We start from the raw sequence: 14806 nt of genomic DNA on the forward strand, positions 1-14806 counted from the left end.
CTCCTCACACAAAAGAAGGTTACTTCTCGTTATCATTTATGTAACAAGGCAGAAATATCTTATCTGCTTTCCGGCCGGCTGCCGCCCCCTTTTGTCAGGAATTGTCGGCTGGGTCGCGCAGCGTATGCCCTGCGTGACAGTTGGAAAGCCTGGCTGACCGCGCAGACTCTGCGCCCGGCCTGCCATAGCACCCTGTTTCATAGGGCATAATGGTCAATTGGCCGCCTGAAATAGTGAAAAAATGGTCAGCCGGAGTGATTTATCGAGAAAAGTCGTAAATTGTGTCAACTTTTTGTGACAGATAACTTTTTCCTGTCAGGGTGAAGGAGTATGATGCGCAAAGTGATCCGCAACCTGCTGAAAGGTTAACTGATGCGTTTGGAAGTCTTTTGTGAAGATCGCCTGGGCCTGACCAGGGAGCTGCTCGACCTGCTGGTGTTGCGCAGCATCGATTTACAGGGCATTGAGATTGCGCCGATTGGGCGTATCTACCTCAATTTTGCCCAGCTCGATTTTGATACCTTCCGCGCCCTGATGGCGGAAATCCGCCGGATTGCCGGGGTTACGGATGTGCGTACCGTGTCTTACCTGCCGTCTGAGCGCGAACACCGCGCCCTGCGTGCGCTGCTGGAGTCGATGCCGGAACCGGTGTTCTCCATCGACATGCGCGGCAAAGTGGAGCAGGCCAACCCGGCGGCGCTGGCGCTGTTCGGGCTGGAGGAGGATAAAATCCGCAACCATACCGCCGGCAGCCTGATTGGCGGCTTCAACTTCAGCCGCTGGCTGGAGCAGGAGCGCGCCCAGCCGCAGGCGGAGCGGGTGGTGATCCGTAACCAGGATTTCCTGCTGGATATCACGCCTATCTACCTGGATGACGAAAACCGCCACAATGCCGCGGTCGGCGCGGTGGTGATGCTGAAATCCACCGTGCGCATGGGGCGTCAGTTGCAGGATCTGGCCGTCAATGATGACAGCGAGTTCGGCCATATCGTGGCGGTCAGCCCGAAGATGCGCCAGGTGCTCGACCAGGCGCGCAAACTGGCCATGCTCGATGCGCCGCTGCTGATCATCGGTGACACCGGCACCGGCAAAGATCTGCTGGCCCGTGCTTGCCACCTGCGCAGCCCGCGCGGCAAACAGCCGTTCCTCGGCCTTAACTGCGCCTCGCTGCCGGATGACGTGGTGGAGAGTGAGCTGTTCGGCTACGCCGCCGGGGCTTACCCGAATGCGCTGGAAGGCAAAAAGGGCTTTTTTGAGCAGGCGAACGGCGGCACGGTGCTGCTGGACGAAATCGGCGAGATGTCCCCGCGTATGCAGATCAAACTGCTGCGCTTTTTGAATGACGGCACCTTCCGCCGGGTGGGCGAGGAGCATGAGGTGCATGTGGATGTGCGCGTGATCTGCGCCACCCAGAAAAACCTGGTGGAGCTGGTGCAGCGCGGCGCGTTCCGTGAAGACCTCTACTACCGGCTGAATGTGCTGACCCTGACCCTGCCGCCGCTGCGTGAGCGCCCGGCGGACATCATGCCGCTGACGGAGCTGTTTGTGGCGCGCTTTGCCGATGAGCAGGGCGTGGCGCGGCCGAAAATGGCTGCCGGGCTGGCCAGCTTCCTGACGCACTACGGCTGGCCGGGCAACGTGCGCCAGCTGAAAAATGCGATCTACCGGGCGCTGACCCAGCTGGAGGGCCATGAGCTGCGGCCGCAGGACATCGCGCTGCCGGAGTTTGAAACCGACCTGGCGATGACGGAAGAGGCGCTGAACGGCTCGCTGGATGACATCAGCAAGCGTTTTGAACGCTCGGTGCTGACCCGGCTCTACCGCTCTTACCCCAGCACCCGCAAGCTGGCGAAACGGCTCGGCGTCTCCCATACCGCCATTGCCAACAAGCTGCGTGAGTATGGGCTGAGCGGCAAAAAGCCCGGCGCTGCCGACGAGTAAATAAAAAAAGACAGAAGGTTTCCCTTCTGTCTTTTTTTTTCATGCCGGCTGCGGCTTAACGCAGCATCGACAGTACTTGCTCATAGTTCGGCTCAGTGGTGATTTCATCCACCAGCTGGCTGTAGATCACGCGGTCATCTTCATCCAGCACCACGACGGCACGCGCCGTCAGGCCGCCCAGCGGGCCTTCGGTGATGTCCACGCCATAGGCCTGCTTGAAGCTCTCACCGCGCAGGGTAGAGAGGGTCACCACATTGCCCAGCCCCTCCGCACCACAGAAACGGGATTGGGCAAACGGCAGATCGGACGAAATACACAGCACCACGGTATTATCGAAGCTGCTGGCCAGCTGGTTGAATTTACGCACTGAGGCCGCGCACACACCGGTATCAATGCTTGGGAAAATATTCAGCACTTTGCGCTTGCCGGCAAAGTTGCTCAGTGCCACATCGGACAGATCCTTGGCGACCAGCGTAAAGCTGCTGGCCTGCTCACCCGGCTGCGGCAGGGTGCCGGAGACGGGAACCGGGTTGCCCTGAAAATGTACTGTTTGTGTCATGCTGCCATCCTTTTACAAGTATTTAACACCGGCCCTCAGTGTATGCCATCACCTGGATATTGGGTATATAAACTTTTCTAATTAATTGTCTATCCTGTTTTGTTATCCATACTTAAAACAAGACGTTGTGAACGGAGCCGCTATGAGAACCCTGCGTTATTATCCTGAAACCTGGCCGCTGCACACGGCCTTTGTGATCGCCCGCGGCAGCCGTAACGAGGCGCAGGTGGTGGTGGTAGAGATTGAGCAACAAGGATGGCACGGGGTCGGGGAGTGCACGCCCTATCCGCATTATGGCGAAAGCGTGGCCTCGGTGATCGCGCAGATTGCGGCCGTGGTGCCGGAGATAGAGCGCGGCGCAGACCGGCAGGCGCTCCAGCAGTTGCTGCCGCCGGGCGCAGCCCGGAACGCGCTCGATTCCGCGCTCTGGAGTCTGGAGTGCGCCCGGCAGGGCGAGAGCCTCTGGCAACGCACCGGCATTGCGCCGCTGCCGGTGGTCAGCATGGCGCAAACGGTCAGCCTTGGGTCGCCGGAGGAGATGGCCGGCGCGGCGCGGGCGTTGCAGGAGTGTGGGGCGACGCTGTTGAAAATAAAGCTCGACGACCACCTGATTGCCGAGCGGCTGGTGGCGATCCGCGCTGCCGTGCCCAAGCTTTCGCTGATCGTGGATGCCAACGAAGCCTGGCAGCCCGAGGGGCTGGCGGCCCGCTGCCAGTTGCTGGCCGATTTGGGCGTACTGATGCTGGAACAGCCGCTGCCCGCCGGGAAAGACAGCGCTCTGGCGCACTTCATTCACCCGTTGCCGATCTGTGCTGATGAGAGCTGCCATACCGTGGAGGATCTCCCGGCGCTGGCGGGGCGTTACCAGATGGTCAATATCAAGCTGGATAAAACCGGCGGCCTGACCGCCGCGCTGGCGCTGGCGTCTGCTGCGCGCGCACAGGGGCTGGAGGTGATGCTCGGCTGTATGCTCTGCACCTCACGCGCCATCCGGGCGGCGCTGCCGCTGGCCGCTGGCGCGCGGTTTGTGGATCTCGACGGGCCGACCTGGCTGGCCACCGACGCCGAACCACGCCTGACCTTTCACTGCGGCAGCATCGACCTCAGCGCCCCCTGAGTCAGTCGTGGCGCAACAGCCCAATCAGCGCCGGGAGGTAACGCTCGCTGGCCTCATCGGCTGAGACCGGCGGCAACTCCACCGTGATGCAGGGCAGGGAGCGCTCACTGCACCAGCTGCCGAAGGAGCCGGGGGTCGGGTAGCCGACGCTCGCCACCATCGGCAGGTCAAAGGCGTGGGAGAGCCACTCCGCCAGCGCGGTGCTGTCCGGGTCTTCAATGCAGGCCAGCGGCTCATGCAATGACACCACCCAGCGCGGGGCCAGCTCATCAATCAGCGCGCAGAGCGCCTGCGTCTCGGGTTCAGACCCCGGCGCGCTGCCGCTGCTCAGCACCACATCGCGCGCGTCGGCATAACTGTTCCAGCGGTAATGCGTCTCCCCCGGTTTCCAGTTCAGCGTCGCGAAATTGCGGTTCAGATCCACCCCGTTGGCATTGGCGCGTAACCCCAGCTGGCAGCCGTCCGGGTTGGCCGCCAGGATCACATGGTGGCGCTGCTGCTCCGGCAACAGCGAGCGCAACGCGCACGACAGCGCAATCACCGCCGCGGTTTCGTCCCCGTGGGTGCCGGCCAGGATCAGGCCGGTCTCCGGCGTGCTGTGGCTGGCCGGAAACCAGAGCAGCGGCGCGCCCAGGGCAGAACGCCCATACTCCACGCCGGGCAACGTCAGCGGCCCGCGTTCACTGCGTAAACGTAATGAGGTCATGCTGTTATTCTCCAGAAAGCGTGTCTTTCCTATTTACGCCTGTTTGTGTGCCGGTAACAGTTTTTTCTTATGCCTGCGCGGCGGTCCCCCACAGAAAAGTTGCGTTTTCGTGACAGCGGCCGGGGGATTTTGGTTCTGTCAGGGAAAAAGGAGTGATACAACAGTCAATGCAAATAAATCAAACAATTAAGCGGGGTAAAAATTGATGCCAACTTGTCACATTCGCTTTCGCCTCAGCGCTGCTGCCCTGTTGGTGGCATGGCTGCCCGGTGCCGGTGCCGCGGTGGTGCCGCCGGGCACGGCGCTGGCTGAAAAACAGGAGATCGTGCGCCATATCAAGGATGAACCGGCCTCGCTTGACCCGATTAAAGCCGTAGGCCTGCCGGAAGCGCAGGTGGCGCGGGATCTGTTCGAGGGGCTGGTGAATCAGGATGCGCAGGGCAAGGTTACCCCTGGGGTGGCGGTACGCTGGGAAACCCAGGACAACCAGCACTGGACGCTCACCCTGCGCAAAGAGGCGCGCTGGTCAAACGGCGACCCGGTAACAGCGCAGGATTTCGTCTACAGCTGGCGGCGGCTGGTGGACCCGGCCAACCATTCGCCCTCGGCCTGGTTTGCCGGGCTGGCCGGGCTGGAAAATGCTGATGCGATCATCGCCGGAAAATTGCCGCCCGAGAAGCTGGGGATAACGGCGGTGGACGCGCATACGCTGACGCTCCGCCTGACAAAACCGGTGCCATACTTTATCAGCCTGCTGGCGAATTTCAGCCTGTTCCCGGTGCATCAGGCCACGGTAGAAAAATATGGGGATGACTGGACAAAAGTCGGCAATCTGGTGGGGAACGGCGCGTTCACCCTGCAACAGCGGGTGGTGAATGAGAAACTGGTGCTGGTGCCTAACCCGCATTACTGGGATCACGCCCATACGGTGCTGACCCAGGTGACGCTGGTGCCGATTAATCAGGAGTCCAGCGCCACCAAACGTTACCTGGCAGGCGACATCGACATCACCGAGTCTTTCCCGAAAAACATGTACCGGAAGCTGCTGAAGGACATTCCGGGGCAGGTCTATACCCCTGACCAGCTCGGCACCTACTACTACGCCTTTAACACCCGCCGCGCGCCCACCAATGATGCCCGCGTGCGGCGTGCACTCTCTTACGCCATCGATCGCCGCATCATCGCGGAGAAAGTGCTCGGCACCGGGGAGAAACCGGCCTGGCATTTCACCCCGGATGTCACCGCCGGTTTTCATGCCGACCCCAGCCCGTGGCAGCAGTTAAGCCAGGCGGAGCGCGATGCCCAGGCGAAAACACTGCTGGCGGCGGCAGGCTATGGCCCCGGCAAACCGCTGCACCTCTCGTTGCTCTATAACAGCTCGGAGAACCACCAGAAGATCGCTATTGCGGTGGCCTCGATGTGGAAGAAAACGCTGGGCGTGGAGGTGAAACTGGTGAACCAGGAGTGGAAAGCCTACATCGACAGCCGCAACAGCGGGGATTTCGATGTGGTGCGCGCCTCCTGGGTCGGGGATTACAATGAAGCCTCGACCTTCCTGAGCCTGCTGACCTCGGCGCACACCGGCAATATCGCCAAATTCAGCGACCCGGCCTATGACCGGCTGCTGGACACCGCCAGCCGCCAGACAGACGCCGCCGCCCGCAATGCCGACTACAACCGCGCAGAGCAGGTGATTGCCGACCAGGCCCCGATTGCGCCGATCTACCAATACACCAATGGCCGGTTGATCAAGCCCTGGGTAAAAGGCTACCCGATAACCAACCCGGAGGATGTGGCCTACAGCCATACCCTGTATCTGCTCAAACACTGACCCGGTGCCGGGCCGTGTCACATTCCGTAAGGTTTCTTACCGGCCCATGACCTTGATCCTCAAGCGTCCAACGCTAGAATGGGGCAACAACCGGCGGCACGTGGCCGCCCGGCACGCTTTCTTATGCAGGTGAACGAGTGGATGTAATCAGCGGCAAGCAACTTCAGATCTCCGACGCAGTCTATGCCTACCAACTGGACGGCAAGGGCGGTGCCACCCCGATTGACCCCGCCAGTGAGGTAACCAGCGAGAAACCCTGCTGGATCCACCTTGATTACACGCTGCCGGCCAGCGGGGAGTGGCTCAGCACCACGCCGCTGCTGCCGGACGCCGTGCGTGACGCGCTGGGTGGGGACAGTATGCGCCCCCGCGTCAGCCGGATGGGGGACGGGACGCTGATCACCCTGCGTACCATCAATTTCAATGCCAACTCCCGGCCCGATCAGCTGGTGACCATCCGCGTCTACATCACCGACAAACTGATCGTGACCACCCGGCACCGCAAAGTCTATTCGATTGACGACGTACTCAATGACCTGCAACAGGGCAGCGGCCCGGTGAACAGCGGCACCTGGCTGATTGAGCTGTGCGACGCCCTGACGGCGCACGCCAGCGAGTTTATTGAGGATCTGCATGACAAAATCATCGATATGGAAGATGGGCTGTTGGATCAGCAGATCCCGGAGCGCGGACAGATGGCGCTGTTACGCAAACAGCTGATCGTGCTGCGCCGCTACATGGCCCCGCAGCGGGATGTGTTTACCCGGCTGGCCAGCGAACGGCTGCCGTGGATGAGCGAGGATGACCGCCGCCGGATGCAGGAGATTGCTGACCGCCTCGGGCGCGGCCTGGACGACCTCGACGCCAGCATTGCGCGCACGGCGGTGCTGACGGATGAGATCGCCAGCCAGATGGCCGATGCGATGAACCGCCGCACCTATACCATGTCGCTGCTGGCGATGGTGTTCCTGCCCACCACCTTCCTGACCGGCCTGTTTGGCGTCAACCTCGGCGGCATTCCCGGTGGGGAGTGGCACTACGGCTTCGCGACCTTCTGCCTGTCGCTGATGGCGCTGGTGATTGGCGTGGCCTGGTGGCTGAGACGGCGCAAATGGCTGTAGCCGTTGGCGTGTGATGGCAGAAAATGCAGGCTAAATTGAGCGAAATCAACATTTGTCCGGGCAAAAAGGGGCATTATCCCTCCCGCAGGTGAATGCAACGTCAAGCGATGGGCGTTGCGCTCCATATTGTCTTATTTCTTACGTTTAGAATTACTGCATAGCACAATTGATTCATACCCTGCCGGTCTTTCAGACCGGCTTTTTTTTTGCCGTTTTTCCACGCTTTCCGGCGGAGGCCCGCCTGCAGGCATAAAAAAAGCGCACCGGGGTGCGCTTTTCTGACAGGCAATCGTGACGGTTATTTGATTTCCAGCACGTTCAGGCGTTCCGCCATCACCGGCTCATCCGCCTCATCCGGCTGCCAGCCTGCCGGCTGCAACGGCAACTCTTCGCGGTCAAACGCCAGATCACCGCCGTCCACCACCGCGCTGCCGTGGCGGATGCCGCGGAAATCAAACAGGGCGTGGTCCGCCAGGTGGGACGGCACCACATTCTGCATGGCGCTGAACATGGTTTCGATGCGCCCAGGGTATTTTTTATCCCAGTCGCGCAGCATCTCTTTGATCACCGCACGTTGCAGGTTCGGCTGGGAACCACACAGGTTGCACGGAATAATCGGGAAGCCGCGGGCCTCCGAGAAGCGCTCGATGTCTTTCTCGCGGCAGTAGGCGAGGGGGCGGATCACCACATGTTTGCCGTCATCGCTCATCAGCTTCGGCGGCATCCCTTTCAGCTTGCCGCCGTAGAACATATTCAGGAACAGCGTCTGGATCATGTCATCGCGGTGGTGGCCCAGCGCGATTTTCGTGCAGCCCAGCTCGGTGGCGGTACGGTAGAGAATGCCGCGGCGCAGGCGGGAGCAGAGCGAGCAGGTGGTTTTGCCTTCCGGGATCTTCTCTTTGACGATGCCGTAGGTATTTTCTTCAACAATCTTATACTCAACGCCCAGCGCTTCAAGGTAAGCCGGCAGAATATGCTCCGGGAAGCCGGGCTGTTTCTGGTCGAGGTTCACCGCCACCAGGGAGAAGTTGATGGGCGCGCTCTGCTTCAGATTCAGCAGGATGTCCAGCATGGTGTAGCTGTCTTTGCCGCCGGACAGGCACACCATAATGCGGTCGCCTTCCTCAATCATGTTGAAGTCCGCAATCGCCTGGCCGACATTGCGGCGCAGCCGCTTCTGTAGCTTATTCAGATCGTATTGTTTTTTTTGAGTAACCACGTCTTTCTCTTGCATCGTTATCGCGCCCGCCCACAGAACGGGGGCGGGGGCCGGGAGTCTGCTGTCAGTAATGCGCTGTATGGTACGGATTGCGGCGACGAATGCCAGCGGGTTTTGTGCTGTGGGGCAGGAAATTGCCCGTGATTTCCCCGCTTACCGCTTATTAGTTACAACATACTTTTGGTGTGCATCCTGATACCGGTGCACACCTGAAAATAAGCGGCGTATTTCAGGCCACGCAGGCGGGCAGGGCCAGGATGTCATCCGATAAAAAGCAGGCCGACGGGGGCAGCGAAAATATAGAAGCGAAAGCGTCGTGTTGCCGGGCAGTAATGTGACAATGCATCAATAAAACCGTAAAAAAAACCGGCAAAAGGGTTGGTTTTGCCGGCAGAAAATCAGTCAGTATTAACTGAAAAAACAGTGGATGCTAATTGCTTAGCCCGTGAACTATATAAAACGCGATAATAACCGCAACAACAAAAAGTGCCGGAAGCCGGCAGAGGGTTAGTCAGCAGAAATAAAATGTTACGACAATGCCCGGCTGGCGCAGCCTGCGCGGAAAAAAGCGCCCTATAGCTGTCACCCCTTTTCAGACATTCCTTACGGCAGTACAGGCTGCGCTAACCGGTTGATCTTGCGGATATTGCATCGGCACACTCTTTTCCGGGCGCGGTATAAAGGCGGTAATGAATGATGCCGATATATCAGAAGATATTAATTATTCCGCGGCGGCGACCCTTTCCATATTTACTCGCCCGGTAATTAACGCTAAAAATAACGCTGGGCAGGCCCCTCTCTCCGCTGTTAACGCCGTCGCCCGTTCCTTTTCCCTTATGCCCATGACACGCAGGAGCAGGCCAATGAAATTTACCGCCGGGTTAATGGTTGCTGGCAGCCTTTTTTTACTGGCTGCGTGCAGCAGCCATAACGATGATGATCTCTCGTATGATGAACCGGTACAGCAGGCGACCAGCGTCAACCCGTCACATGCGCTGAACCGGGCGAACCCGGCGTCGGCTAACTGCGGGCTGGTGGGCGGCACGCTGACGCTGGCACGGCAACTCGACGGCAGCACCATCGGCATGTGCCAGTTGCCGGACGGCAAACAGTGTGAGGAGTGGGCGCTGATGCGCGGGGCGTGCCCGGCCGGCTGACCGGCCGGACAGCGCGGCATCAGGCCGTCAGCAGGTTGGGGCAGGGCTGGCCATGGATAAGCTGGGAGACGTTCTGCAACGTCACCTCGGCAATGCTGGTCAGCGCTTCTTCCGTCAGGAAAGCCTGGTGGCCGGTAAACAGCACGTTATGGCAGGCGGAGAGGCGGCGGAACACATCATCCTGGATCACGTCGTTGGATTTGTCCTCAAAGAACAGCCCGCGCTCATTCTCATACACATCCATGCCCAGTGCGCCAATCTTCTGCTGTTTCAGCGCCTCAATGGCGGCAGTCGAGTCAATCAGGCCGCCGCGGCTGGTGTTAATGATCATCACCCCATCTTTCATCTTGCTGAACGCCTGCGCATTCAGCAGGTGATGGTTCTCCGGGGTCAGCGGGCAGTGCAGGGTAATCACGTCTGACCGGGCATAAAGCGTGTTCAGGTCAACATACTCTGCGCCCAGCTCCAGTGCCTGCGGTGTCGGGTAGGGGTCAAAGGCCAGCAGCTTCATGCCGAACCCTTTCAGGATGCGCAGCGTCGCCAGGCCAATCTTGCCGGTGCCGATCACCCCGGCAGTGCGGTTATGCATGTTAAAGCCGATAAGCCCATCGAGCGCAAAGTTGGCATCACGGGTGCGCTGGTAGGCGCGGTGGATGCGGCGGTTGAGCGTCATCATCAGGCCCACGGCGTGCTCGGCCACCGCTTCCGGGGAGTAGGCCGGGACCCGCACCACCTGAATGCCCAGCTCTTTGGCCGCGTCCAGGTCAACGTTGTTAAAGCCCGCGCAGCGCAGCGCCAGAATTTTCACCCCCAGCGCGGCAAACTCTTCCAGCACCTCGCGGCCGCCGTCATCATTCACAAACAGGCAAACCGCGTCACAGCCCACGGCGTTTTTGGCCGTTGCGGGGGTCAGCAGGAAATCGAAGAACTCCATGTCGAAATTAAAACGCTGATTGACCAGTTCCAGATATTTACGGTCATAATGCTTGGTACTGTATATCGCCATTTTCATAATCGGTTCTCCGTAGAAAAGTCTGAGTCCAACGTAACAGAAGGCGGAGGCCATCACCACGGTAACAGGGTGTATCGCCACAGGTTTTTTCCCCGGCAGCGGTCAGCGTGCACTGCGGCGGCGGATGAATAGCGTTAATTATGGTATCTTGCAGCGTTTTTTGGGGAAAACAGGACAGGTAATGAGAAAAGGATGGAAAGCGCTGGGGATAGGGCTGCCGGGCATGGTGCTGGTGTTAGGCACCGGCTGGCTGACGCTGCCGCGCTGGCTGCCGGCCGTGGTGGAACACTGGCTCCCGGCAGGCACCCATCTGACGCTGGGCGGCCCCCTGGCGCTGACCCGCACCGGCCTGCGGTTGCCGCCCATGACCTTCCGCGCCGGTACGTGCCGGCTGGCCGACAGCAGCGCCGCCCGGCTTGATTACCGCCACGGCCGCTGGGTGCTGACGGCCGACAGCCTGACGCTGGACAGCGCCTGCCTCAGCCAGCTCCCGGCCAGTGCGCCGGGCGGCGCGCCGTTCTCCCCGGCAGCCTGGCAGCAGCGGTTGCCGCCGCTGGAAATCGCCATTAATCACCTGACCCTGGCCCCGTGGCAGCCCTATGCCGGGCGGCTGACCTTCAGCAGCGGTGCGGCAGGCCAGCACCTGCGTTACCTGAGCCGTGAAACCGCGGCAAACGGCGCACCGCAACTGGCGCTGGACGCCTCGCTCGACCGCCACCAACACCTGACCCTCACCCGTTTCGCGGTCACCCTGGCCGGGATGGAGGCGCCGCTGACACTGGCCGGCCGCGTGACACTGCCGGTCGCACCGGGCAGCAGCCTGCCGGACCAGGGCGATTTGCAGGCCCACCTGACGCTGGCCGGCGTACCGGCCCCGCTGGCCGTGACGCTGAACTGGCAGGCTGCGCAGGGCACGCTGGAGGTGGCCGCGCAAGACGCGCCGGCGCCGCTGTTGCACCTGCCCTGGCAGCTCTCCCCGGCGGCGCTGACCATCCATGACGGCACCTGGCGCTGGCCTTATGCGGCGCAGCCGCTGGCCGGTGGCCTCCGGCTGACCCTGCGCGACTGGGACAGCCATTTCACCCGCGCCACCCTGGAAGGGCGGGTGAACATGCTCACCCAAGGCCACAACGGCCGCGCCAACGTGGTGCTCTCTGCCGGGCCGGGCAGCGTCGGGCTGACGGAGAGCGACCTGCGCCTCCAGCTCACCGGGCAGGCGAACGCCGCCCGCCTCTCGTTTACCGCATCGCTCCCGGCGTGGCTGCACGGCCCGCTGCTCAGCCCGGCGCTCACGTTTCGCAGCGGCGCCCTGTTGCGGGCGTGGGGCAACCTGACGGCGAAGCAACGGCTGGAGGAAGCCCGCTGGCCGCTGGCCGGGGTGACGCTGTCGCCCGCCGGGATCAACGGCCCGTTGCAGGCGATTGTGCGGCTGACTGACCGCTACTGGGGCGCAGTCAAACTGCACCTCAACGGCAAAGCACAGGATTTCTGGCCCGACCGCGGCCACTGGCAGTACAACTTCTGGGGCAACGGCACACTGCCGCCGCTCCAGGCCCGCTGGGACATGACCGGCAAAGGGCGCTGGGACGCCGCGCGGCTGACGGTCTCCTCGCTCTCCACCGGCTTTAACCAGTTGCATTATGGGCTGGTCACCGTGGACAAGCCCCGGCTGACGCTGAGCGAGCCGCTGGTGTGGCAGCGCCCCTCAGAGGCGCGCGCGCCCACGCCTGAGGCCATCCAGGGCGGGCTGACGCTGGCAGCCGAACGTATTGGGCTCGGCAGCGGCGGCTATCTGCCGCCTTCGTCGCTGGCGTTGCAGATTAAAGGCGCGTCACCGGCGGCATTCCTGTGGCGCGGCAGTCTGGCCGCGGACCCTATCGGGCCTATCGCACTGCGCGGCCGCTGGGACGGCGAGCGGCTGCGCGGTGAGGGCTGGTGGCCGGATCAGCCCTTGACGGCGTTCCAGTCGCTGCTGGACCCGGCGCTGAAAATCACGCTGCGTGACGGGCGGTTCCGCGCCCAGACAGCCTTCTCCGCCGCGCGCGAACAGGGGCTGGTGGCGGGCGGCCACTGGGTGGTGCAGCAGGGCGGTGCCTGGCTGAAGGATGGCGAGGTCAGCGGGGTGGATTTTATTCTGCCTTACCGGCTGGACAACCATCGCTGGCAGTTTGGTGCGCAGCAGCAGGTGTCATTGCGCATCGGCCTGCTCAGCAACCTGGTGGCGATGAAGAACATCACGGCCGATCTGCAAGGCAATTATCCCTACAGCGAGCACCTGCCGCTGACGCTCAGCAACGTCGGCGTGGATATGCTGGGCGGCCATGTGAGTTTGTCGGCATTGCGGTTGCCGCAGCATCAGGCGGCGGTGCTGAAGCTGGATCAGGTTGATCTGAGTGAGGTGTTCACCGCGCTGAAGCCGAAGCAGTTTGCCATGTCCGGCAAGGTGGACGGCGAGTTGCCGCTCTGGCTGGATAACCCGCACTGGCTGGTGAAGGAGGGCTGGGTACGCAACCACGGCCTGCTGACGCTGCGGCTGGCCCCGGAGATGGCAAAAGCGCTGGCCGAAGGCAACCTGACCAACCGGCTGGTGGTGGACTGGCTGCGTTATCTGGAGATCAGCCGTACCTCAGCGCAGGTGAGCCTGGACAACCTGGGCGAACTGACGCTGGCGGCGAAGATTGACGGCGTCAGCCCGGCCGAGACCCAGCGGCGCAACATCATCCTGAATTACCGCCATCAGGAGAACGTATTCCAGCTGTGGCGCAGTTTGCGCTTTGGCGACAATGTGCAGGAGTGGCTCTCTGAGAGGCTCTCCAAACCTGCGAGGACGCAACCATGATGTTTTTTTCTGCCCCGAGGCTGACCGGCCTGCTGCCCCTGTTGCTGCTGGCCGGCTGTGTGCCGCGCATTGAGCTGGCAACGCCGTCGCAGCCCATCACGATTAACATGAATGTTAAAATTGAGCATGAGATTCACATTAAGGTTGATAAGGATGTGGAAGATTTGCTGAAGAGCCAAAGCGATCTGTTCTGAGGAGCCTGTATGAAGAGACGACACGGCATTATCGGGCTGGCGCTGGCCTTGAGCGCGCTGGGGTTTTGCGCTTCCGCCTCCGCCCTGACGCTGGATGAAGCTCGCACGCAGGGCCGGTTAGGTGAGACGCTCGACGGTTATGTGGCGCTGGTGAAGCCCGATCCGGAAGCCGCCGCGCTGGCTGAGCGGATTAACCAGGCCCGCCGCGATCGTTACCGCGGGATTGCCGAAGAGAACCAGGTACCGCTGGACAACGTCGCCCGCCTGGCCGGCCAAAAGCTGGTCGCCCGCGCCCGCCCCGGCGACTACGTCCGCGGCATCAACGGCCTCTGGCTGCAAAAAGGCCAGGCCACCCCCTGATCCCGCCTCGCCCCTCATTTTTCTCACTGATAAACGCCCCCGGCTAAATCCTTACCTGCTCAAGGATTTGCAGTCTGGTGGGGGCGTAAAAATCATTGCCGGGTGGAGCCGCAGGGCCGGTTAAGTGGGCAGGACGCCCAAAAAACTTCCCTCTACTTTTTCCTTACATACCGAAAAATTTGCAGAAGAGGTGGGGTGCGTCAAAATCATTGCCGAGTGGAGCCACAGGGCCGGGTGAGCGGGCAGGACGCCAAAAAAACTTCCCCCTACTTTTTCCTTACATACCGAAAAATTTGCAGAAGAGGTGGGGGCGTAAAAATCATTGCCGGGTGGAGCCGCAGGGTCGGTTAAGTGGGCAGGACGCCCAAAAAACTTCCCCCTACTTTTTCCTTACATACCGAAAAATTTGCAGAAGAGGTGGGGGCGTAAAAATCATTGCCGAGTGGAGCCGCAGGGCCGGGTGAGCGGGCAGGACGCCAAAAAAACTTCCTCCTACTTTTTCCTTACATACCGAAAAATTTGCAGAAGAGGTGGGGGCGTCAAAATCATTGCCGAGTGGAGCCACAGGGCCGGGTGAGCGGGCAGGACAAGCAAATTACGTAAGCGACTTTTTCCTTACCTACTTAATGAGTTGCAGTCTGGTGGGGGCGTAAAAATCATTGCCGAATGGAGCCGCAGGGCCGGGTGAGCGGGCAGGACGCCCGCGAAAGACGCCCATGACAGGGACTGTCATTAGCGGCGGCCCGAAAA

The 14806-nt window shown here is 61.2% G+C and carries 12 protein-coding genes; 8 read left to right on the top strand and 4 right to left on the bottom strand.

The window, feature by feature from the left end; genetic code table 11:
• Positions 1 to 372 precede the first annotated feature (372 nt).
• Positions 373 to 1941, top strand: a complete 1569-nt coding sequence (tyrR, locus tag CYR52_RS08920) for a transcriptional regulator TyrR (RefSeq protein ID WP_072929842.1) — start codon at positions 373 to 375, stop codon at positions 1939 to 1941.
• A 55-nt stretch (positions 1942 to 1996) separates the two neighbouring features.
• Here the strand turns inward: tyrR and tpx are convergent, their stop codons facing one another.
• Entirely contained in the window at positions 1997 to 2500 is a 504-nt protein-coding gene (gene tpx, locus CYR52_RS08925; RefSeq protein WP_072929840.1) for a thiol peroxidase, read from the bottom strand.
• Positions 2501 to 2642: 142 nt separating this feature from the next.
• Between tpx and ycjG the strand changes: the two genes are divergently transcribed.
• Positions 2643 to 3617 (top strand): L-Ala-D/L-Glu epimerase, encoded by a 975-nt coding sequence (gene ycjG / locus CYR52_RS08930; RefSeq protein WP_072929839.1) that lies wholly within the window; start codon positions 2643 to 2645, stop codon positions 3615 to 3617.
• A gap of 1 nt (position 3618) precedes the next feature.
• Here ycjG and mpaA read toward each other — a convergent pair whose 3' ends face one another.
• Positions 3619 to 4323, bottom strand: a complete 705-nt coding sequence (gene mpaA, locus CYR52_RS08935) for a murein tripeptide amidase MpaA (protein WP_072929836.1) — start codon at positions 4321 to 4323, stop codon at positions 3619 to 3621.
• Between the two features lie 205 nt (positions 4324 to 4528).
• Between mpaA and CYR52_RS08940 the strand changes: the two genes are divergently transcribed.
• Positions 4529 to 6154, top strand: a complete 1626-nt coding sequence (locus CYR52_RS08940) for a peptide ABC transporter substrate-binding protein (RefSeq protein WP_101828447.1) — start codon at positions 4529 to 4531, stop codon at positions 6152 to 6154.
• 137 nt (positions 6155 to 6291) lie between these two features.
• Positions 6292 to 7275 (top strand): zinc transporter ZntB, encoded by a 984-nt coding sequence (zntB, locus tag CYR52_RS08945; RefSeq protein WP_072929832.1) that lies wholly within the window; start codon positions 6292 to 6294, stop codon positions 7273 to 7275.
• Positions 7276 to 7573: 298 nt separating this feature from the next.
• Here zntB and ttcA read toward each other — a convergent pair whose 3' ends face one another.
• Positions 7574 to 8509: a tRNA 2-thiocytidine(32) synthetase TtcA gene (gene ttcA / locus CYR52_RS08950; protein WP_072929830.1), complete on the bottom strand. Its 936-nt coding sequence runs from the start codon at positions 8507 to 8509 to the stop codon at positions 7574 to 7576.
• An 848-nt stretch (positions 8510 to 9357) separates the two neighbouring features.
• On the opposite strand from ttcA, the gene CYR52_RS08955 reads away from it, so the two are divergent.
• Positions 9358 to 9651, top strand: a complete 294-nt coding sequence (locus CYR52_RS08955) for a putative hemolysin (RefSeq protein ID WP_101828448.1) — start codon at positions 9358 to 9360, stop codon at positions 9649 to 9651.
• Positions 9652 to 9670: 19 nt separating this feature from the next.
• Here the strand turns inward: CYR52_RS08955 and CYR52_RS08960 are convergent, their stop codons facing one another.
• Positions 9671 to 10663, bottom strand: coding sequence for a 2-hydroxyacid dehydrogenase (locus CYR52_RS08960; RefSeq protein WP_072929826.1), 993 nt, complete (start codon positions 10661 to 10663; stop codon positions 9671 to 9673).
• Between the two features lie 181 nt (positions 10664 to 10844).
• On the opposite strand from CYR52_RS08960, the gene CYR52_RS08965 reads away from it, so the two are divergent.
• From CYR52_RS08965 to CYR52_RS08975, 3 genes are read left to right on the top strand one after another with little or no spacing between them, the layout of a single operon-like run.
• Positions 10845 to 13502, top strand: a complete 2658-nt coding sequence (locus CYR52_RS08965; protein ID WP_101828449.1) for a YdbH family protein — start codon at positions 10845 to 10847, stop codon at positions 13500 to 13502.
• Entirely contained in the window at positions 13502 to 13696 is a 195-nt protein-coding gene (locus CYR52_RS08970; protein WP_101828453.1) for a YnbE family lipoprotein, read from the top strand. Before CYR52_RS08965 ends, CYR52_RS08970 begins: the two co-directional genes overlap by 1 nt.
• 9 nt (positions 13697 to 13705) lie before the next feature.
• Positions 13706 to 14056: a YdbL family probable chaperone protein gene (locus tag CYR52_RS08975; protein WP_072929820.1), complete on the top strand. Its 351-nt coding sequence runs from the start codon at positions 13706 to 13708 to the stop codon at positions 14054 to 14056.
• Positions 14057 to 14806: the final 750 nt, after the last annotated feature.

This window comes from Chimaeribacter arupi (assembly GCF_002858805.1).
Classification (GTDB): Bacteria; Pseudomonadota; Gammaproteobacteria; order Enterobacterales; family Enterobacteriaceae; genus Chimaeribacter; species Chimaeribacter arupi.